Origin of the sequence: Streptomyces sp. NPDC058579, assembly GCF_042718575.1 — a bacterium.
Taxonomy (GTDB): domain Bacteria; phylum Actinomycetota; class Actinomycetes; order Streptomycetales; family Streptomycetaceae; genus Streptomyces.
Genome location: NZ_JBHXPI010000072.1, coordinates 1 through 19,396, shown reverse-complemented (window position 1 = coordinate 19,396; position 19,396 = coordinate 1). Strand labels below are relative to the sequence as shown.

The 19,396-nt window shown below is 68.7% G+C and carries 19 protein-coding genes; 10 read left to right on the top strand and 9 right to left on the bottom strand.

Annotation, left to right across the window (positions count from 1 at the left end):
- Positions 1–44 precede the first annotated feature (44 nt).
- From ACFWRO_RS36290 to ACFWRO_RS36280, 3 genes are all read right to left on the bottom strand, one after another.
- On the bottom strand, positions 45–242 hold the full coding sequence (locus ACFWRO_RS36290) for a hypothetical protein (RefSeq protein WP_362013884.1): 198 nt from the start codon (positions 240–242) through the stop codon (positions 45–47).
- Between the two features lie 11 nt (positions 243–253).
- Complete coding sequence (locus ACFWRO_RS36285; protein ID WP_384518718.1) at positions 254–958, bottom strand: hypothetical protein; 705 nt, start codon at positions 956–958, stop codon at positions 254–256.
- An 85-nt stretch (positions 959–1,043) separates the two neighbouring features.
- Positions 1,044–1,358, bottom strand: a complete 315-nt coding sequence (locus ACFWRO_RS36280; RefSeq protein WP_384518715.1) for a WhiB family transcriptional regulator — start codon at positions 1,356–1,358, stop codon at positions 1,044–1,046.
- 251 nt (positions 1,359–1,609) lie between these two features.
- Here ACFWRO_RS36280 and ACFWRO_RS36275 point away from each other — a divergent pair, with 251 nt between their 5' ends.
- From ACFWRO_RS36275 to tuf, 5 genes are all read left to right on the top strand, one after another.
- Complete coding sequence (locus ACFWRO_RS36275; protein WP_384518713.1) at positions 1,610–2,059, top strand: helix-turn-helix domain-containing protein; 450 nt, start codon at positions 1,610–1,612, stop codon at positions 2,057–2,059.
- A gap of 359 nt (positions 2,060–2,418) precedes the next feature.
- The gene (gene rpsL, locus ACFWRO_RS36270) at positions 2,419–2,790 is read left to right on the top strand and encodes a 30S ribosomal protein S12 (RefSeq protein ID WP_003948652.1); all 372 of its coding nucleotides are present in this window, start codon (positions 2,419–2,421) and stop codon (positions 2,788–2,790) included.
- Positions 2,791–2,792: 2 nt separating this feature from the next.
- Positions 2,793–3,263 carry a 30S ribosomal protein S7 gene (gene rpsG, locus ACFWRO_RS36265; RefSeq protein WP_007445917.1) on the top strand — a complete coding sequence of 157 codons (471 nt, stop codon included), beginning with the start codon at positions 2,793–2,795 and terminating at the stop codon, positions 3,261–3,263.
- A 39-nt stretch (positions 3,264–3,302) separates the two neighbouring features.
- The gene (gene fusA / locus ACFWRO_RS36260; RefSeq protein WP_384518710.1) at positions 3,303–5,432 is read left to right on the top strand and encodes an elongation factor G; all 2,130 of its coding nucleotides are present in this window, start codon (positions 3,303–3,305) and stop codon (positions 5,430–5,432) included.
- 149 nt (positions 5,433–5,581) lie between these two features.
- Positions 5,582–6,775, top strand: coding sequence for an elongation factor Tu (gene tuf / locus ACFWRO_RS36255; RefSeq protein ID WP_384518707.1), 1,194 nt, complete (start codon positions 5,582–5,584; stop codon positions 6,773–6,775).
- Positions 6,776–6,891: 116 nt separating this feature from the next.
- Here the strand turns inward: tuf and ACFWRO_RS36250 are convergent, their stop codons facing one another.
- The 5 genes from ACFWRO_RS36250 to ACFWRO_RS36230 are packed head-to-tail and all read right to left on the bottom strand — an operon-like array spanning position 6,892 to position 12,343.
- The gene (locus tag ACFWRO_RS36250; RefSeq protein ID WP_384518704.1) at positions 6,892–7,593 is read right to left on the bottom strand and encodes a tpaF; all 702 of its coding nucleotides are present in this window, start codon (positions 7,591–7,593) and stop codon (positions 6,892–6,894) included.
- Entirely contained in the window at positions 7,590–9,215 is a 1,626-nt protein-coding gene (locus ACFWRO_RS36245) for a tpaE (RefSeq protein ID WP_384518701.1), read from the bottom strand. Before ACFWRO_RS36245 ends, ACFWRO_RS36250 begins: the two co-directional genes overlap by 4 nt.
- Positions 9,216–9,229: 14 nt before the next feature.
- Complete coding sequence (locus tag ACFWRO_RS36240; protein ID WP_384518698.1) at positions 9,230–9,841, bottom strand: cyclodehydratase; 612 nt, start codon at positions 9,839–9,841, stop codon at positions 9,230–9,232.
- A 23-nt stretch (positions 9,842–9,864) separates the two neighbouring features.
- Positions 9,865–11,211, bottom strand: a complete 1,347-nt coding sequence (locus ACFWRO_RS36235; protein ID WP_384518696.1) for a YcaO-like family protein — start codon at positions 11,209–11,211, stop codon at positions 9,865–9,867.
- Positions 11,212–11,266: 55 nt separating this feature from the next.
- Entirely contained in the window at positions 11,267–12,343 is a 1,077-nt protein-coding gene (locus ACFWRO_RS36230; protein ID WP_384518693.1) for a hypothetical protein, read from the bottom strand.
- Between the two features lie 185 nt (positions 12,344–12,528).
- Here ACFWRO_RS36230 and ACFWRO_RS36225 point away from each other — a divergent pair, with 185 nt between their 5' ends.
- The 3 genes from ACFWRO_RS36225 (at position 12,529) to ACFWRO_RS36215 (ending at position 16,670) form a co-directional block, all read left to right on the top strand.
- Positions 12,529–12,672: a thiocillin/thiostrepton family thiazolyl peptide gene (locus ACFWRO_RS36225; protein WP_078597647.1), complete on the top strand. Its 144-nt coding sequence runs from the start codon at positions 12,529–12,531 to the stop codon at positions 12,670–12,672.
- 355 nt (positions 12,673–13,027) lie between these two features.
- Entirely contained in the window at positions 13,028–15,700 is a 2,673-nt protein-coding gene (locus tag ACFWRO_RS36220; protein ID WP_384518689.1) for a lantibiotic dehydratase, read from the top strand.
- Positions 15,678–16,670 (top strand): lantibiotic dehydratase C-terminal domain-containing protein, encoded by a 993-nt coding sequence (locus tag ACFWRO_RS36215; RefSeq protein WP_384518686.1) that lies wholly within the window; start codon positions 15,678–15,680, stop codon positions 16,668–16,670. Before ACFWRO_RS36220 ends, ACFWRO_RS36215 begins: the two co-directional genes overlap by 23 nt.
- A 63-nt stretch (positions 16,671–16,733) precedes the next feature.
- Here the strand turns inward: ACFWRO_RS36215 and ACFWRO_RS36210 are convergent, their stop codons facing one another.
- Complete coding sequence (locus ACFWRO_RS36210; RefSeq protein WP_384518684.1) at positions 16,734–17,936, bottom strand: cytochrome P450; 1,203 nt, start codon at positions 17,934–17,936, stop codon at positions 16,734–16,736.
- Positions 17,937–18,169: 233 nt separating this feature from the next.
- On the opposite strand from ACFWRO_RS36210, the gene ACFWRO_RS36205 reads away from it, so the two are divergent.
- Both ACFWRO_RS36205 and nshR read left to right on the top strand, forming a co-directional pair.
- Positions 18,170–18,514: a hypothetical protein gene (locus tag ACFWRO_RS36205; RefSeq protein ID WP_384518681.1), complete on the top strand. Its 345-nt coding sequence runs from the start codon at positions 18,170–18,172 to the stop codon at positions 18,512–18,514.
- 44 nt (positions 18,515–18,558) lie between these two features.
- Positions 18,559–19,359 (top strand): NshR/TsnR family 23S rRNA methyltransferase, encoded by an 801-nt coding sequence (gene nshR / locus ACFWRO_RS36200; protein WP_384518679.1) that lies wholly within the window; start codon positions 18,559–18,561, stop codon positions 19,357–19,359.
- Positions 19,360–19,396: the final 37 nt, after the last annotated feature.

The window sequence follows — 19,396 nt, the reverse complement described above, 5'->3', positions numbered from 1 at the left end:
CTCCAGGAGACGCGGGGCGCTTCGTCGTTCGGTGGTCGTGAGGGCTACGCGGTACGAGGACGGCGGCGGGCGGTTCGTTCCGCGGCGAACACGTCCTCCAGGCGGAACAGTTGGGCCCGGCCCGCTTTGCCCGCCGCCCGTAGGTGGCCGAGCTGGACCCACTTGCGGATCGTCGCCGGGGCGACGCCGGCCTCCTCGGCGGCCAGGGGGCCGGGGATCAGGGCCGGCAGGGACAGCGGCATGGAGGCCGAGCTCAACAAGGGGTCTCCTTCGTCGTGTCCATCGCCGTCTCGATCTCCTCCGTACGGGCGCCCGCCGCGGCCGCCAGCTCCGCCCACTCCGCTTCCGGCCACAGGTGCCGGTACGCGGGGTCGTCCTGGCAGCCGCAGTCGTCCACCGTGCACGTGCAGGCCGGGTTGACGCACAGCACCGCCCGCCGGTCCGGGAACGCCCGCAGCGACACCGAGTCGCACCACGGGCAGCGGCCCGAGACCCGGACGACCGTCTCCGTGTCGCCCAGCGTCCGTGCGCACCGCCGTGCCATCCGGCGCAGTTCGTCCCGCACGTGCCGGGCCAGGTCGGGGTGGACCGCGATCTCGTCGAGCAGCGCCACGGTCCGCCGCAGCCGCTCCACGACCGGGGCGCGGCCGGGGCGGGGGAGGCCGAGCCGGGCGCGTACCGCCTCCTCCAGCTCCACCACGCCGTCCGTGATGTCGCGGATCGCGTCGCTGACGTGCAGCCGGATCGGCGCGGCGCCGTGGCCCGGGACCACGAGCCCGTGCCGCTGCTCGAGCAGCAGCGCCTCGCGGCGCTCCTCGCGGATCAGTTCGTCGCGGCCGGGGTGGGGCGCGGCGGGCGCGGCGCCGGTGGGCGAGCGGCGGCCGGGCGCGAGCTCCTCGGCGAGCTCGGGAAACTGCCGGGCGAGGGAGGCGGCCCACAGGGCGATGTCGGTGAGGATCCGTTCGAGGGCGGGTTCGGTGAGGAGCCGCTCATTGAGTGTCCGTTCGGCGGAGGACCCACCTACGGTCCCTTCCGCATTCGGCTCAGCCACGGACGCCCCCAGCGGTCCCGGCAGTCCCCGCGGTCCCAGCGGTCCCCGCGGTCGCCGCCCCCAGCACCTTCGCCATTCGCGCCTCCGGCACCGCGCGGCCGTTGCGCCACAGGCGGCCCGCGCAGACGCCGTCGAAGTAGTTCTCCGCGGGGGCCACGGCGGCCTCGCACTCGCGGCGGACCAGGCAGGCGGCGCAGGCGCGCAGTGCCGGGGCGGCTTGCTGGGGGCGGCGGGCGAAGACGACGGACGGGGAGAGGCCGGCGCACGCGGCGGCGGCCTGCCATGAGGACGAGTCGGGCAGGAGCATGGTTCTTCTCTCCACGGTCCGGGGCCACCGAGCCCTGGGGCCGGTGCGACTCCTGGGACTCATGAGGCCGACGAGTGCGGCGGCGAGTCCGAGAGTGACATGTTGCGTGCGAGCGCGCAACAAATTTGTGGAGCGCCGTGGAGCCTCCTTCACCGATTCGACACGATTGCGTGCTCAAAAGCACGTAATTCTTTGCGCGCAAGCACGCTAGAGTGTGGTCCCCGGAGGGTGGGGGAGTTAGGGAGCGGTACATGAGCACTCAAGGGCTCGACGAGTTCGCAGGCTGGGTGGAAGGCCTGATGAGAGCGCGCGGCTACGACATCGACAGTCCGCGCGGTGGAGGAAAGTCCCGGATCGCCGACGAGGCCGGGGTCCACCGGGCCGCCGTGACACGGCTGCTCCAGCGGCAGAGCATGCCCGACCTGGAGACCATGCGCAGGATCGCCCCCCTTCTCGGGGTCTCCGTACGCGACATGCTCATCCGGTCCGGCCGGGTCACGCCCGACGAGCTGCCCCTGGCGGCGGATCTGCTGCCGCCGGGCGACTGGCAGCCCACCATGGAGGACTTCGCCCGCTGGCTCGGCGTACCCGACGAGCGGATGGGCGTGTTCGTCAAGGTCGTCAACCAGTTCCTGGAGCCCGGCGACGAGGAGGGCGAACCACGCGCCCCCGGCGAGCCCCGCCGGGTCGGCCGGGACTGACCCCACCCCCGCCCCGGCGAGGGATCGGAGCCCGTATCCGCGGCGCGGGTACGGGCTCTCCGTCACCGCCCGCGCACCCGCCGTCCCCGGATTCGTTCTCCCACGTCGACCGGGCATCGTGCGCGTGGGCATTTGTTTTGACCGGAGTCCATGCGATAGGTACGCTCAGACCTTGTGCCTGGGGTGTGCCTGGGCTCGCGTGCGTGTCCTCAACCGCATGGCGAGTTCGACAACGGCCACCGCAATCTGCGCCTTTTCCGCCTTCGGCGGAGGTCCGCAGTATTCGACACACCCGACCGCGTGGGTCGGGGGCGTGTTCCAGGTTAGTTTTACGACGGCACACAGAAACCGGAGAAGTAGTGCCTACGATCCAGCAGCTGGTCCGGAAGGGCCGGCAGGACAAGGTCGAGAAGAACAAGACGCCCGCACTCGAGGGTTCCCCTCAGCGTCGCGGCGTCTGCACGCGTGTCTTCACCACCACCCCGAAGAAGCCGAACTCGGCCCTCCGTAAGGTCGCGCGTGTGCGTCTGACCTCGGGCATCGAGGTCACGGCCTACATCCCGGGTGAGGGCCACAACCTGCAGGAGCACTCCATCGTGCTCGTGCGTGGTGGCCGTGTGAAGGACCTGCCGGGTGTTCGTTACAAGATCATCCGCGGTTCCCTCGACACGCAGGGCGTCAAGAACCGTAAGCAGGCTCGCAGCCGCTACGGCGCCAAGAAGGAGAAGTAAGAATGCCTCGTAAGGGCCCCGCCCCGAAGCGCCCGGTCATCATCGACCCGGTCTACAGCTCTCCTCTTGTCACCTCGCTGATCAACAAGATCCTGCTGGACGGCAAGCGCTCCACCGCCGAGCGCATCGTCTACGGCGCCATGGAAGGCCTCCGCGAGAAGACCGGCAACGACCCGGTCATCACGCTGAAGCGCGCCCTCGAGAACGTCAAGCCGTCCCTCGAGGTCAAGTCCCGCCGTGTCGGTGGCGCCACCTACCAGGTGCCGATCGAGGTCAAGCCCGGTCGCGCCTCCACCCTCGCGCTGCGCTGGCTCGTGGGTTACTCCCGCGCCCGCCGCGAGAAGACCATGACCGAGCGCCTCATGAACGAGCTCCTCGACGCCTCCAACGGCCTCGGTGCGGCCGTCAAGAAGCGCGAGGACACGCACAAGATGGCCGAGTCCAACAAGGCCTTCGCGCACTACCGCTGGTAGTCCCAACCCACATCGAGACCGAGAGAAGACTGAGCCGATATGGCTACCACTTCGCTTGACCTGGCCAAGGTGCGCAACATCGGCATCATGGCTCACATCGACGCGGGCAAGACGACCACCACCGAGCGCATCCTGTTCTACACCGGTGTGTCTTACAAGATCGGTGAAGTCCACGACGGCGCTGCCACGATGGACTGGATGGAGCAGGAGCAGGAGCGCGGCATCACGATCACGTCTGCCGCGACGACCTGCCACTGGCCGCTCGAAGACGTCGACCACACCATCAACATCATCGACACCCCGGGCCACGTCGACTTCACCGTCGAGGTGGAGCGTTCGCTCCGCGTCCTCGACGGTGCGGTCACGGTGTTCGACGGCGTCGCCGGTGTGGAGCCCCAGTCCGAGACTGTCTGGCGTCAGGCGGACCGCTACGGCGTTCCGCGTATCTGCTTCGTCAACAAGCTCGACCGTACGGGTGCCGAGTTCCACCGCTGCGTCGACATGATCGTGGACCGCCTCGGCGCCGTCCCGATCGTCATGCAGCTCCCCATCGGTTCCGAGATGGACTTCCAGGGTGTTGTGGACCTCGTCCGCATGAAGGCTCTGGTCTGGTCCGCCGAGGCGACCAAGGGCGAGATGTACGACATCGTCGACATCCCGGCCACGCACACCGAGGCCGCTGAAGAGTGGCGCGGCAAGCTGGTCGAGACCGTCGCCGAGAACGACGACGCGATGATGGAGCTCTTCCTCGAGGGCACGGAGCCCACCGAGGAGCAGCTGTACGCCGCGATCCGTCGCATCACCATTGCCTCCGGCAAGGGTGGCGGCGTCCCGACGGTCACCCCCGTCTTCTGCGGCACCGCGTTCAAGAACAAGGGCGTTCAGCCCCTGCTCGACGCGGTCGTGCGCTACCTCCCCTCGCCCCTGGACGTCGAGGCCATCGAGGGCCACGACGTCAAGGACGCCGAGGTCGTCGTCAAGCGCAAGCCGTCCGACGAGGAGCCGCTGTCGGCCCTCGCGTTCAAGATCGCGAGCGACCCGCACCTGGGCAAGCTCACCTTCGTCCGGATCTACTCCGGTCGCCTGGAGGCCGGCACCGCGGTGCTGAACTCCGTCAAGGGCAAGAAGGAGCGCATCGGCAAGATCTACCGCATGCACGCGAACAAGCGTGAGGAGATCGACTCGGTGGGCGCCGGCGACATCGTCGCCGTCATGGGCCTGAAGCAGACCACCACCGGTGAGACGCTGTGCGACGACAAGAAGCCGGTCATCCTGGAGTCCATGGACTTCCCGGCGCCGGTCATCCAGGTCGCGATCGAGCCCAAGTCCAAGGGTGACCAGGAGAAGCTGGGTGTCGCCATCCAGCGTCTCGCGGAGGAGGACCCCTCCTTCCAGGTCCACTCGGACGAGGAGACCGGCCAGACCATCATCGGTGGTATGGGCGAGCTTCACCTCGACATCCTCGTCGACCGTATGCGTCGCGAGTTCAAGGTCGAGGCCAACGTCGGCAAGCCGCAGGTCGCGTACCGCGAGACGATCCGCAAGGCCGTCGAGCGCGTGGACTTCACCCACAAGAAGCAGACCGGTGGTACCGGTCAGTTCGCCAAGGTGCAGATCGCGATCGAGCCCATCGAGGGCGGCGACGCCTCGTACGAGTTCGTGAACAAGGTCACCGGTGGCCGCATCCCGAAGGAGTACATCCCTTCGGTCGACGCCGGCGCGCAGGAAGCCATGCAGTTCGGCATCCTGGCCGGCTACGAGATGACTGGCGTCCGCGTCATCCTTCTCGACGGTGCGTACCACGAGGTCGACTCCTCCGAACTCGCGTTCAAGATCGCCGGTTCGCAGGCCTTCAAGGAGGCCGCGCGCAAGGCTTCTCCCGTCATCCTTGAGCCGATGATGGCCGTTGAGGTCGTCACGCCCGAGGACTACATGGGTGAGGTCGTCGGCGACATCAACTCCCGCCGTGGCCAGATTCAGGCCATGGAGGAGCGCAGCGGCGCTCGCGTCGTGAAGGGCCTCGTGCCGCTTTCGGAGATGTTCGGCTACGTCGGAGACCTCCGCAGCAAGACCTCGGGTCGCGCAAGCTACTCGATGCAGTTCGACTCCTACGCCGAGGTTCCCCGGAACGTCGCCGAGGAGATCATCGCGAAGGCCAAGGGCGAGTAACTCACCCGAGTGCACGCTTTAGGCTTGACACCGTACGCCGGGGCTCGGACTTCGAACCCGAAGAGGAGCCCCCGGCGGACGGCATCCCAGCAAAGATCACCTGGCGCCGATGAGTAAGGCGTACAGAACCACTCTCCAGGAGGACCCCCGTGGCGAAGGCGAAGTTCGAGCGGACTAAGCCGCACGTCAACATCGGCACCATCGGTCACATCGACCACGGTAAGACGACCCTCACGGCCGCCATTACCAAGGTGCTGCACGACGCGTTTCCGGACCTGAACGAGGCCTCGGCCTTCGACCAGATCGACAAGGCTCCCGAGGAGCGCCAGCGCGGTATCACCATCTCGATCGCGCACGTCGAGTACCAGACCGAGTCGCGTCACTACGCGCACGTCGACTGCCCCGGTCACGCTGACTACATCAAGAACATGATCACGGGTGCCGCGCAGATGGACGGCGCCATCCTCGTGGTCGCCGCCACCGACGGCCCGATGCCGCAGACCAAGGAGCACGTGCTCCTGGCCCGCCAGGTCGGCGTTCCGTACATCGTCGTCGCCCTGAACAAGGCCGACATGGTGGACGACGAGGAGATCCTGGAGCTCGTCGAGCTCGAGGTCCGTGAGCTCCTCTCCGAGTACGAGTTCCCGGGCGACGACCTGCCGGTCGTCAAGGTCTCGGCGCTCAAGGCGCTCGAGGGCGACAAGGAGTGGGGCCAGTCGGTCCTGAACCTGATGGCCGCCGTCGACGAGGCGATCCCGCAGCCCGAGCGTGACGTCGACAAGCCGTTCCTGATGCCGATCGAGGACGTCTTCACGATCACCGGTCGTGGCACCGTCGTCACCGGTCGTATCGAGCGTGGTGTCCTCAAGGTCAACGAGACCGTCGACATCGTCGGTATCAAGACCGAGAAGACCACCACCACGGTCACCGGCATCGAGATGTTCCGCAAGCTGCTCGACGAGGGCCAGGCCGGTGAGAACGTCGGTCTGCTCCTCCGTGGCATCAAGCGCGAGGACGTCGAGCGCGGCCAGGTCATCATCAAGCCCGGTTCGGTCACGCCGCACACCGAGTTCGAGGCCCAGGCCTACATCCTGTCGAAGGACGAGGGTGGCCGTCACACCCCGTTCTTCAACAACTACCGCCCGCAGTTCTACTTCCGTACCACGGACGTGACCGGCGTCGTGACCCTCCCCGAGGGCACCGAGATGGTCATGCCGGGCGACAACACCTCCATGACCGTCGAGCTGATCCAGCCCGTCGCCATGGAGGAGGGCCTCAAGTTCGCCATCCGTGAGGGTGGCCGGACCGTCGGCGCCGGCCAGGTCGTCAAGATCAACAAGTAATCACTTGTTCGATCGGGGTGACCCGGTTGCTCTGAACTGAGCACACAGCAGCAAGCAAGGGCCCGCACGGCAGACGCCGTGCGGGCCCTTCGCTGTCTCGCGGGGACGCGCCCCGATCAGTCCTGTGGGGGGTGGGCGTACGTGGTGGCCAGGAGCGAATGGCGGGAAGCCCCGTCGCTCTGGACCAGGCGATGCACGGACGAGGGAATGAACCCGCCGAACAGCGTGCCGACGAGCCCCAGAGCCTGGAAACGGAAGTTGAGGTCGTAGGTCGCCATCGCCACCCGGTTGGCACTGACGCGGTAGCCGTGCGCCCCCGCCCAGGTGTCGGCCTGGTCCAGGTCGGCGTACATCGCCACGATCCCCGCGGCGGTCGCGAACTCGCGCTGCACGCCGAGATTCTCCAGCGGCCCGATGGCATCGAGCCCCGCCAGGTGCCAGCTCCCCTCGGCCGTCACGCGGTACAGGCCCGGCGGGACGCCCTCGCTGCGGAGCGCGAAGACGAACCCCTCCAGCGGACCGGCCTCGGCATCGAGGCCCCAGTCGGTACGGTCCCGGCGGATCACCTCGCCCAGGAGCGACAGGATCACATCGGTGCGGACCGGCTGCGGCGCGTAGTGCAACGAGGACCGCCGCCGGTTCAGCGTGTCCCGCAGGTCGTGCGGCGGCCGGAGCTCGGCGGGCTCCACGGCCGGCTCGACGGGCACGGCATGCGGGAATTCCACCGGCCGGCGCTGCGCCGCCCGGCCGTCCGAGGTGCTCGACCGGGAGCCGAAGCCCTCAAGGACGGCGTTCATGGACGTCAGATCGCTTCTCATGCCGTACCTCCCAGGGTTGCCACAGCGGCGACGGGCTCGTCGGCCGGCGTCGTGCCGAGCGCACGGGCCAGCGCGTCGTCGTCCCAATCCGGACGCGGCGCGAAGGCGAGCCCCAGGTGCTCGGCGACCTCGCGGGCCGCGGACAGGTTGCACCCGGCGTCCAGGAAGACGAGCCGGAAGCCGAACGTGCCGTACTTGGTCATGACCTTCTTCAGATCGCCGGTGACGACGATCTCGCAGGGCGCCGAGCCGTCGGGCACCTGGCTGGAAACAGCCGCGAGCGAATGACTGCCCTGGGCGTACACGTAGATCCCCGGAGGCAGGACGCGGTCGTCGCGCAGCACCACGTAGGCGGTGGTGCATCCGATGTTGCCGGAGGCCGCGGTCCACCGCTTGACGCGTTCCGGCGTGCTCTCCTCGTCCTTGACGCCGAAAGCGATCTTCAGCACCGTGCTCAGGGATTCCAGGGTGAGCGGGACACCGCCGCCGGACGGATCGGGCCGCCGAGCCGCGGCGAGGGCGGCGAGATCGGCGGCGGGAAGGGGGGTGTGCCGACGACTCGGCCAGTCCTTGAACTGCGCCTGTAGCCGGAGGTTGGACGCGTAGTAGTGCGCCTGGTGGTCCTTGGGGGAGAGGAACGACCGCGGTGGCATCGCCACCGACGCCTCGTAGACGGATCCGGCCGGCGCCCGCGGCGCGACGGGCCCCTCGGTGTAGGAGCAGCGCGAGCATCCCGGCCGGACGGTCGCCGGCCGGTACACCGAGCTCAGGGTCGAGACGTCCGTCACGCTGGAGTCGGTCGGAAGATGCGAGATGGCGGCCCGGGCGAGCAGGGCGACGACGTGGTGCGCGGTGACTCCCGCGACGAGGTCGGCGAGGTGCCCGGGCAGCTCGCCGGACAGTTCCGCCTCGCCGTGGCTGCCGCATTCCAGGCAGGGAGTGAGGGAGGCGTCCGCGTACGGGCCGACGGTGAACGCCCGGGCGTCGGCGCGCACCCGCAGCAGGGGCCGGCCGTCCTGCCGGCACCGTTCCTCGGTGGCGGCGAGGAGAGCCGCAGAGGCGACCGTCTCGAAGAAGACGGTGAGCTCTCCCGGGGTGCCGGACGGGCCGGAGGATGCGGCGGAGAGGGGTACGCCCTCCAGCGACCGCCGGGCCGCGGCGACGAGGGCGGGGTCGCCCTCGAGCCGCACCGAACGGTCGGCCAGGCGCGTGACGGCATCCGCCCAGGACAGGTTCGCGCCCGTGGAGTTGCCCAGCCGGGACAGGAAGACGGCCCACTCGGGAGCCACGTCCGGTTCGTCGCCGGACGGTGCTTCCTCGACAGCCCCGGCCGTCCAGAGCAGGGCCAGGCACTTGTAGACCGTGGCCTCGTCGAATCCGACCTTCTCCGCCAGCTCCGTGTGGCCGCGGGTGCCGTCGCACGCCTCGGTGAGGGGGATCAACCCCTCACGGGCGAACGCCCCCGAGAACACCTGAGCCCGATCCGCCCCGTCGAGCACGACGGAATCCCCTGCCCGGCGCATGCGTACACCGCGTCGCAGGACGGGCCTGACGGGGACCATCAACTGCATGTCAGTCCGGGCGGCCCGCCCGATCTGTTCGGCCTTCATTTCGGCAACCATGATCAATCTCCTCCTTACCGCAACAGTTCCGGGAACGGCATCGCGTCGTCCGGGCGCTTGCTCGCGAACCGGTCCCCGCACCGCGGGCACCGGTCGACCGACACCGTGGCCGCCGCGGAGACGCCGCCCGAGACGAGGCTGAAGGTGCGCACGGTGCCTCCCGTCGCGGCCGGGACCGCGGTGACGTCGGCGAGCGCGAGGTCCAGGAGGCCGGACGCGACGGCCAGGTGCAGGGGGCCGAACCCCTCGGGCAGTCCGACGAGGGCCGCGTCCATGTCGTACGGGCGGGCCGTGCCCGCGTGTTGCGCCGTACGTTTCCGGTAGCAGGCGTAGCACGCCGTTCTGCCCGGGGCGACGGCCGGCCCGCAGAGGAGCTTGGTCGGCAGCAGCTGGAGCCCGACGGACGGAGTGCCCTGTTCCGCGCAGACCCGGTCGACCTCGTCGCGCAGCTCGGGGGCCCCGCCGGAATGGACGGGGACGACGACGTCCGCGTGCGGAGCCGAACCGTCGAGGAACTCCTCGAAGGACACCCGGAGTTCCCCCGGCACACCGCGATGCTCGGCGAGCTGACGGCCGAAGCCGTCGCGTACGAGATACAGGCACCGCGGACGGAGATCCTGCGCCATATTGCTCTGCTCCTTCTTCCCGCTCATGCGAACGCCTGAGGCTCGGGGTTCAACGCGTCCTCGGGGTGGCTGGTGAGGCCCATGGCCCGGGGCGCCTCGTAGAGGCGTGGGGTGCCGAGAAAGCGCTCGGCGTGGACGAAGGACACCGGCATCGCCTCCGGGACGAGCACCTTCACCGCCCGCATCCCCACCTGACGTGCCTCGTCCGTGGTGATGTCGACAACGAGTGCCTCCGCGCCGCGGGCGGCGAGCCGGGAGACCGCCTCGTCGAGGGGGTCGGCCCCGGCGGGAAGGCCGGGCATGGCGTCGAGACCGTACGCGGGGCGTTCGCCGTCCAGCAGGAAGTCGAAGACGTGGCGACGCTCGGGGGGCGCGTTCCGGACGGCCCCGCCGACCACGCTCACCTGGGAGGGGTCGGCTTCGCGGCCGGCGTACGCGGAGACGTACCCGCGCAGGGCGACCCGCAGGGACGCCAGTTCGCGGTAGATCTTGCCCAGTGCCTTCTCGGGGCGGACGTCACAGGTCGCGGCGACGATCTGGGCGAGCGTCGGATCGGACTCGGAGAGCTGTACGCCGTAGATCACCGGGACACCGAAGTCCGTCGTCGCGTCGAACAGCCGGACCCGGAGGTCGGTGGAGGTGCCGACCCGGTGGAGCTCCCGGGTGTCCGCGTCGAGGAGGTCGGGGTCGACGTGCAGTTCGGGCAGTCGCAGCCGCTGGAGCCAGACCAGCGCGATGGAATCCCGCTCGACCACCTCAAGCAGTCCCCCGAGCACGGCGGCCCGGACATCGGAGTGCACCGCCGCCCCTGTCGTGATGCCGCGGGTGAACTTCTCGGACTCCGAGGAGTACGGCATGTGCAGGTAGACCGAGATGGCGGGGACGAGCACCGGCACCTGGCGCGTGAGCGACCACGCCCGCACCCAGCGGATGGGGACGGAGGGGTCGTACTCCGTCAGTCTGCAGTCGTCGTGCGCCAGTTCCGCGGCAGAGCACCTGGGCCACCGTGAGGGTGACACGAACTCCTCGGTGAGGTCGTTCTCCGCGGCGACCACCATGGCGTCGTCGTCCCACGCGCACGTGGAGTACCGCTCGAGCGCTTCGGCGACGGACAGCAGTCGGGCCCGTTCGGGCGTGAGTCCCGTACCCGCGCCGTCGGAGTTTCCGGTGTCCTCGTCGGCGGCCCACGTCCGCAGGTTGGAGAGGGCGCGGGACGGCACCCCGAGGTACGAGAGCTGGACCGCGAAGGGCGGCTCGCCCTCGCGCACCGGCAGCGGTGCGGTGCGGGAGACCAGTCCGTACGGCGAGACGAGTTCCTCCAGCCGGCGCAGCTCGGCCGGTATGGGTTCCGTATGCCTGTTCACATGCATGTGGATCTTCTTCCTGCGGTCGTGTGCCCGCTTCCGTGCCCGCTCCCGCGCTCCGTCACGCGACGGCCGGCGAGGGGAGGGCGGCCATGGTCTTCGCCAGCCCGTCGAGGTCGTCCTGGAGTTCCAGCATCGATTTGCCGCAGACCTCCTCGTTGGCACGTGCGACGACGTAGCAGAAGACGTACCTCTCCGCCAGGCTGAAACCGAGGGTGTAGAGCGAGCTGTACAGCAGGCTCGTCTGCAGCCGGAAGGCCAGGAAGTCGGCGTCGCGATGCATCAGGCGGTCCAGTTCGGGACTGGGCGGCGTGTGGAACCGGGTGGGTTCCACCGGGGCGCCGCGCTCGCGGACGAGGTCCTCGAGGCTGTGTCCGGCGTTGACGAGCGAGCCGTCCAGGAAGCTCTGGGACAGGGGGGCTGATTCGGACGTGATGAGCTCCGTCCAGCTGCGGACCTGTGTATCGTCCGCCGGTTCGCCGTCCGGGTCCCCGCAGGCCTCGACAAAGGCCCGCACGGCAGGCCCGACCTGCTGGTAGAACCGGTCACAAGCCGACTCGAATGACTCCGGATTCTTGGTACGGAGATAGACCGCTTCGAAATGCGATCTGTAGCTCAGCATGCGGACAGAAAGCAGCTCTTTGAATTCATACTCGGCTATGAATCGCTGCGGAGAATGAATAAGAGTGGCTCGCATATGGGCGACCATGAGCCGGAGCGCGCCGAGTGCTCTCGACAGCTGGCTCTCGTCCCCTGGCGCCTGGTTCAGGAAGCCCAGAAGGGTGGGTGCGGCCTTCTGGAAGAGCCGCTGGGAGGAATCAGAGAATCCGGTTCCGCTGAATCCGGCGTTCCACAGGGGGGACGGGATCGCGCCCCGTGGCACCTCCTCGACGCCGGCGACGCATCCGTGGTCCCGGGCGAGTCGTTGCACGTCAGACCGGATCTCGTCGGGGTTCGACACCCCGTCGAAGCTGACCTGGAGGGCGTCTCCGCCGCCCCGCCCGTCCTGGGTGTGGACGAAGTAGTAGGGGCCATGGCGCCCTACCAGTTCTGGCGAAAACAGTGCGCGTAGGAGTGGCGCAAAAGTGTCGGTGTATTTTGCGCCATCGGGCTGCGGGATGCTGGCGAAGAGGTGCAAGAAGGGGCCCCCAGATGTGAGTAGGCGCCATGCGGGCGGGCGCGTGATCTTGATCCGACGGTAGCTCGAATGGTCAAGAGCAAGGGCCCGTGAAGCCCTGTGATCTAGGTCACAAGAATGTATGTTGCCGAAGATCGATTGGCCGGGTTAGGTTCGAAGCACTTCGACGAAAGGGGGTGAACGCAATGGAGCAGCAGATCGAGCTCGACGTTCTCGAGATCTCGGACCTTATCGCTGGCGCTGGTGAGAATGACGACCTCGCGCAGGTGATGGCCGCCTCGTGCACGACCACGAGCGTTTCGACGAGTTCTTCGTCGTCCTCGTCCTGATCACAGGGCTAGGAAATAGTTGAGCCACCGTCGAGGTGCACCTCGGCGGTGGCCTTCTTTCGTTCCAGCGCTTTTATTCGAGTTTCGAACCATCGGGTCCTGCCCGGAGGTGTGCCGAAACGGGGACACCGCACTCCGGAGCGACGGCCGGGCCCGCGCCGGTGACGCCGGCGGCGCCGCCTACAGTCGGCGACAGGTCGGCCGGAATCCGGGCGCATGGTTGGTTGCGTGCGCGAAGCTGCCTTTGGAAGACAGGGTCGGCAGGCTCGTGCGGCAGGGACCCTTCGTCGAGGCGCGCCCCTGACGTCCGCACGCCGTGGCGCGCCGACCCGCGTGACGAAGTTGGGGGAGTCCCATGGATGTGAACATCAGTCCGTATGTCGTCTACAGGCGGAGTCGGCTTCCGCTGGGCGAGCTCGGCGGGATGTCGTTCACCGCCGCCTGGTCGCGCATCGATGAACTGCACGCCCTGCGGGAAGACATCCGCGCCCGTGCGGGCGGTCTGGCCGACCGTCTCGGCGAGGCCGTACCCACGCTCGGCGACGATGTCCGGGCCACGCTCATCAAGGTGCGACGCGACGTCCACAATCTGCGGCACGACCGGGTGGCCGGACGACTCGAAGAGCTTCGCCCGCACCTCGACGCGGACCTGTTCGCCGAGCTCGAGACCTGGTGCGGACTGGGTGTCCGTGCCACGGAATGCGAGCGCGACGGCGACCGGGAACTCGAGCGCGAGAAGTCCCTTGCCGCGGAAGGGTTCCCCGCGCTCTTCGAGCACGATGCGATGGCCCGCAGCATCCAGCTCTCCGGAGACCGGCTCTACCACGGTCTGCGCGACTTCGTCACAGGCACCGGACCGGCACTCAAGCCGAGCAAGGCCAGGCTGCGGGAGTCGTCCCTCGTCAACTTCGCCTACCGGGCGAGCCTGAAGCCGTCACCGTTCGGCCGGTTCACGGAGATCGGCGCGTTCCCGCCGGACGCCCCGACGGCTGCGGCGGCTGCGGCGGATCCCGCCGGCGGAACGCCGGAGGAGGGACCCGCCCCGTCCGTCACGAGGTTGAACCGACTGCTCGTCAACTGGGTCCTCGCCGCGATGCCACGGCTGCCCGGCGGACTGGAGTCAGGCCACCTGGTGCTGAACTCGACCCTGCGCGCGGGCGCCGACGCCATCGAGTTCGTCGCTGTCGCCCCCGGCTCCCGGGAGGAGGGCAAGATCGCCTCCGAGACCGTCCTGCGCGTCCGCCGCGAGGCACTCTTCAACGCCCTGCTGGCGGCCATGCCCGGAGGATCGGCGCCGACGGCCGAGGTGCTGCGCGGGCTCACCGCGGTCACGGGCAAGGACACGGTGAGCCGGGAGGTCGTCCACGGCCTGATCCGCGCCGGGGCCCTGTTCTTCCGGCCGGCGGTCGACGACCACGACCCCGACTACGCGTCGAAGCTGGAGGAGACACTCGCCGCCGGCGGCACACCGGAGACGGCCGTACTGCGCGACCACTTCGCCGAACTGCGCCGACTGGAAACGGACTTCGCCGCGGCCCCCGCCGCGGACCGCCAGAAGATGCTCGACGCGGCCTACGCGGCGATCAACGGCATCGCCGAGCTCTGCAAGGTGTCGCCGCCCCCGGAGGACGTCCTCAAATCACCGGTCTTCGAGGACACCCCGGCCAACGCCGCGCCCCAGGCGTGGAGCCTTCCGACGGTGGAGCGGAGCATCCCCGCCCTGACGGGCCTCTGGCGCCTGGCCTCGATGCTGGACAACGGCCAGATCAAGCGCCTGGGACTGCACGCCTTCGCGACCCGGGTGCTCGGGGAACGCACCAGCATGCCGTTCATCGACTTCTTCCAGGCCTTCTCCTCGCTGAGCGACCGGGAACAGGCCGACGTGTTCATGGGACGGGACGTGGAGGCGGTCGACAGGTACGTGACGCAGCGGGCCGAGGCCCTGCGCACGATCCGGGACCACCTGACGCCCGAGAACGGCGCCGTGCATCTGGACCCCTCGGTGATCGAGCGGGCCTGCGAGGGAATCGAAGACCTCCGCCACACCGAGTCGGTGACGTTCCGCGCGCAGTTCGCCCGGGGCGTACTGCCCGACAGGGACCGGACCCTGGTCGTGAACGGTCTGCTGACCGGCTACGGCGTCTACTTCTCGCGATTCGGATCGTTCGTCCGCGGCCAGGGCGACTGGTCCCTGCCGGACGCGCAACGCGCCCACCTCGACCGGCGGTTCCCGGGCACGGCCGACCTCAACTCCGTACTCGGCTTCAACTTCAACCTGCATCCCCCGGTGACCCAGCGGGTCGTGAACTACCCCGGCGCCGTGTCGCTCGGGGCGGACCGCACGGTGTACACGATCGACAGCCTGGAAGTCCGCGCGGAGCCGGGCACCGCGGCCCTGCGGCTCTGGCACCCGGACACGCGGGAGTTCGTCGACCTCGTACCCATGAACTTCATGACCCCGGTCGGCGTACCGCTGCTCTACCGGCTGCTGGAGGCACTGTCACCCTCCAACCGCTACCTGTGGAAACCGCTGGAGGACATTCAGGACGCCGGTGGACCCGTGGCCTACGGCGACACCGCGCCCCGCCTCGTGGTCGGCGACGTCGTCGCCGAGCGAAGGTCCTGGAATGTGGCGGCCGCCGACATCCCCATGCTGCAGGACCTGAGCCGGGACTCCTTCGACGCGCTCGTCGCCTTCGACGCGTGGCGCCGGTCCCGCCGCCTGCCCCGCCACGCCTTCGTGCTGTGCCAGACGGCCGAGGAACGTGACGTCATGGCCGGCCGCAGCCGCAAGGTGACGCGGGAGTGGGCGGACTACGCGCACCTGCGGCGCGCCAGCGTCCACAAGCCGATGTACGTCGACTTCCGGAACCCCTACCTGGTCCGGAGCTTCGCGAAGTCCGCGCTGTCGCGCGGCGACGTGATCGTGTCGATGCGCGAGTGCCTCCCCTCGGTGGACGACTACGGTCCCGACACTGGCTGGACCGCGACAGAGGAGTTCTTCGTTGAACTATGCACGGACAAGTAGCGGTCTGACGGGGACGGACGAGTGGCGGGTGGTGCACGTCCACGTCCCCCACTCGCTGCACACCCCCTTCCTGTGCGACGTGGTCGACCCACTGCTTCGCGCCGAGGGCCTGCGGGACCACTTCTTCTTCCTCCGCTATTGGCAGGGCGGACCCCATCTGCGCCTGAGGATGCGGTGCGGCCCCGGCGCCGGATCCGTGGAAGCGGCCGAACGGGTCGTCGAGGGTCTGGAGCGGGCCATGCCCGAATTCGGGGCCGAGGCGCGGGACGAGTACGCGCTCGGACTGAAGATGCAGGAGGAACTGGCCCGGCTGGAGGGGGAGGATCCCCGGGCGGGCCGGCCGGTCGGCACGCTCGAACGGGCTCCCTACGAACCGGAGTACCGCAAGTACGGCGGCCCGGAGGGCGTGGAGATCGCCGAGACGGTCTTCCGGAGGTCGTCGCCGGCCATCCTCGACCTGCTGGGACGGCAACCGCGCGAGTGGGTCGACCAGCGCCGGGCCCCGATCGGGGAGGCGGCGAGGATCATGGCCATGTTCCTCCACGGGGCCGGCTACGACCCGGAGGCCGCCTCGCTGTTCCTGCGGGAGTACGAGGAATGGTGGAGCACGTACGCCCCTGAGGAGATGCGCCTCGCCTGGCCCCGGCTCTACGACAGCGCCTCGGCCAAGCTCACGAGTCTGTGCGCCTCGATCTGGCACGACGGCGCCACGGACGACGTGTTCCACGAGATCAGCGCGGAGGCCACCGCCCGCGCCCGGTCCGTGACCGGTGCGCACGACGGGCAGGACGCCCGCGACCTGCGCCTGGACGGCACACCGTACGCGGGCTGTCTCTCGAACTACGTGCACACCACCAACAACCGCCTCGGACTGGTCCCCGCGGCCGAGGGGCTCGTCGCGTACCTCGTGCGACGAGCCCTGGAAGACCTGCCCGGCCGGCCGGCCCGAGGCAGGGCCGACGGCCGGTGAGACCTTCGGCCCGGGTGCCGCTCCCCTTGGGGGGCCGCACCCGGGCCGAAGTGCGCGCGACCGTCAGCAGACGACCGGAAGCTTGTGGAGGCCGTACACCCCCATGCTGTCCTTGAAAGGCAGCTCCGACACCGGGGCGGCCAGCTTTAGGCCGGGGACCCTGGCGACGAGGGTGTTGAACACGACCTCCAGCTCGAGCTTCGCGAGGTTCTGCCCGATGCACTGGTGGATGCCGTGACCGAAAGCCAGGTGGTGCTTTCCACCGCGTTCGAAGTCCAGCCGGTCCGGGTGCGAGAAGACCGCCTCGTCGTGGTTGGCCGAGGCACTGAGACCGATCACGCCCTCGCCCGCGCGAATGTGCACACCCCCGATCTCGATGTCCGCGGTGACCACGCGCGAGGTCACCTGGTCGGCGATGCTGAAGTAGCGCAGCAACTCGTCGACGGCCTGGGGTGCCAGGGCCGGGTCGGCCTGGAGCTTGGCCCGCTGCTCGGGATTCTCGAGCAGCGCCAGGACTCCGAGCGAGATCATGTTGGCCGTCGTCTCGTGGCCGCCGACCAGCAGGACGTTCGCCATTCCGACGAGCTCCGCGTGGGAGAACGTACCGGTCTCCCGATTCTTCACGACGAGCCTGCCGAGCAGGTTGTCGCCGGGGGCTTCTTCCTGGGCGGTGACCAACTGGTCGAAGTAGGCGTGGAGTTCTCCGTGCGCGTCGTTCCGCTCCTGCGGATCGGCGTCGACCGACACCAGCTTGTCGGTCCGGTCCTGGAAGAACGCCCGGTCCGCGTAAGGGACTCCGAGGAGTTCACAGATCACCAGGGAGGGGACGGGGAGCGCCAGCGCCGCGACCAGATCGACCGGACCCTCACTGGCGAGCATTGCCGAGACGCGCTCGTCCACGATCTCCTGGACGCGAGGCCGCAGTTGAAGCACCCGCTTGGCTGTGAACTCGCTGATCAGCATCTTCCGCTGCGCGGTGTGCACCGGCGGGTCCATGGCGAGGAGAACCGGCCGCATCTGCTCCATGATCTCCGCCGGCACGTCGAAGTGCAGCGGGTAGCCAGGGTGGGCGAGGTTCGAGCTCACATCGGGGCTGGCGAGCAACTGCCGTATGTGTTCGTGCCGGGTGAGCAGCCACGCGGTCCGTCCCGAAGCCAGGGTGACCTTGCTGATGGGCTGTTCGGCACGGAGGGAGGCGTACTCCCGAGGCGGATGGAGGGGGCAGCCGCGGGGGTAGGGAAAGGAGGTGTCTTGACGTTCGGTCATGGGTTTCTCCGAAACTGAAACAAGGGAATCGCCTTACTGTTCCATCCAAGCGGATGGGACGCTCCGCTCGGGCCCGACGGGCCCAATGAGGCGGATCTCACGGTGATTTCGTCACTGCGGGAGGCAGTGTCTGTGCGCCTAATCCGGAGTCACATATTCCGGGTGTGTCCGAAGTGTCGGCGGCATTCCCGCAATCCTGCTCAATCATGCTTGTCACCAAGGAGTTTGGACCTATGTATCTGCAGATCGTCATGTGGGACCTGAAGAAGTCGGAAGCGACTGTGGAGAGCCTCCGGGAATATCTGCGGGACTATGCGGTGGACGCCTACTCCGCGCTGGAGGGGATGCGACTCAAGGCGTGGTTCTCGGACGCCGAACGGCAGTTGTGGGGAGCCGTCTACCTCTGGGACAGGGCTGATCAGATGCCCGCCATCTACAAGGTCAGCCAGGTGGTCGAACTCATCGGCTATCCCCCCACATCGGTCGGGGGATTCGCGCTCGAAGCGATCGCCGAAGGGAAGAGCGTGCACGAGACGCTGGCCGGCCTGGGCATCGCCCTGGAGGGCGGGCAACCGTAGCCCGCCCGGTTTGTGCTAGCGTCTGCACGGTGGACAATCCTGATGTGATTATCGAACGTTCCGACCCTGCGGTGCAGCGCATCATCGATGTGACCAAGCATTCGAGGTCGGTCGTCAGGACCGTGCTCATCGAGGACATCGAACCCCTTCTGCAGAGCATTCACGCAGGAGTGGAGTTCATCGAGGTCTACGGCATCGAGACCACGCCCCTGCCGGGCGACCTGATGGCCGCCTGCGCGAAGCGGGGAATTCCGGTCCGGCTGCTCGCGTCGGAGATCGCCAATCAGGTGTTCAAGACCGAGAAGAAGCCCAAGGCTTTCGGTATCGCCAAGGTGCCACGGCCCGGCCGCCTCGCGGACCTGGCCGACCTGAAGGGCGACATCGTCGTCCTGGACGGCGTGAAGATCGTCGGCAACATCGGCGCCATCGTGCGGACGGCCTTCGCCCTGGGCGCCTCCGGCATCGTCCTCGTGGACAGCGATCTCCCCACCATTGCGGATCGCCGTCTCATCCGGGCGAGCAGGGGCTACGTCTTCTCCCTGCCCATCGTCCTCGCCACGCGGGACGAAGCGCTCCGGCACTTCCAGGACAGCGGGATGCGGACCATGGTCTTCGAGGCCGACGGGCGCCTCACGGTCGGGGACCTCGGCGGCATCGACGAGCGCGTCGTGCTCATGTTCGGCAGTGAGAAGACGGGGCCGTCGGACGAGTTCGCGGGCGGCGCCGCCGAATCGGTGTCCATCCCCATGAACCCCGCCGCCGAGTCGCTCAACGTCTCGGTCTCCGCCGGTATCGCGCTGCACGGGCGGGCGGCCCGGAACCTCGGCCGGCTTCCCGCGGCGTGACGCCGGCCGCCGCGGAATAGAAGAAGAGGGCCCCCGG

Excerpts from the sequence above, each read along its gene's own strand:
- ACFWRO_RS36290 (WP_362013884.1), bottom strand. The coding sequence starts at position 242 with ATGCCGCTGTCCCTGCCGGCCCTGATCCCCGGCCCCCTGGCCGCCGAG.
- ACFWRO_RS36280 (WP_384518715.1), bottom strand. The coding sequence starts at position 1,358 with ATGCTCCTGCCCGACTCGTCCTCATGGCAGGCCGCCGCCGCGTGCGCC.
- ACFWRO_RS36275 (WP_384518713.1), top strand. The coding sequence starts at position 1,610 with ATGAGCACTCAAGGGCTCGACGAGTTCGCAGGCTGGGTGGAAGGCCTG.
- rpsG (WP_007445917.1), top strand. The coding sequence starts at position 2,793 with ATGCCTCGTAAGGGCCCCGCCCCGAAGCGCCCGGTCATCATCGACCCG.
- fusA (WP_384518710.1), top strand. The coding sequence starts at position 3,303 with ATGGCTACCACTTCGCTTGACCTGGCCAAGGTGCGCAACATCGGCATC.
- ACFWRO_RS36250 (WP_384518704.1), bottom strand. The coding sequence starts at position 7,593 with ATGAGAAGCGATCTGACGTCCATGAACGCCGTCCTTGAGGGCTTCGGC.
- ACFWRO_RS36245 (WP_384518701.1), bottom strand. The coding sequence starts at position 9,215 with ATGGTTGCCGAAATGAAGGCCGAACAGATCGGGCGGGCCGCCCGGACT.
- ACFWRO_RS36240 (WP_384518698.1), bottom strand. The coding sequence starts at position 9,841 with ATGGCGCAGGATCTCCGTCCGCGGTGCCTGTATCTCGTACGCGACGGC.
- ACFWRO_RS36235 (WP_384518696.1), bottom strand. The coding sequence starts at position 11,211 with ATGCATGTGAACAGGCATACGGAACCCATACCGGCCGAGCTGCGCCGG.
- ACFWRO_RS36225 (WP_078597647.1), top strand. The coding sequence starts at position 12,529 with ATGGAGCAGCAGATCGAGCTCGACGTTCTCGAGATCTCGGACCTTATC.
- ACFWRO_RS36220 (WP_384518689.1), top strand. The coding sequence starts at position 13,028 with ATGGATGTGAACATCAGTCCGTATGTCGTCTACAGGCGGAGTCGGCTT.
- ACFWRO_RS36210 (WP_384518684.1), bottom strand. The coding sequence starts at position 17,936 with ATGACCGAACGTCAAGACACCTCCTTTCCCTACCCCCGCGGCTGCCCC.
- ACFWRO_RS36205 (WP_384518681.1), top strand. The coding sequence starts at position 18,170 with ATGTATCTGCAGATCGTCATGTGGGACCTGAAGAAGTCGGAAGCGACT.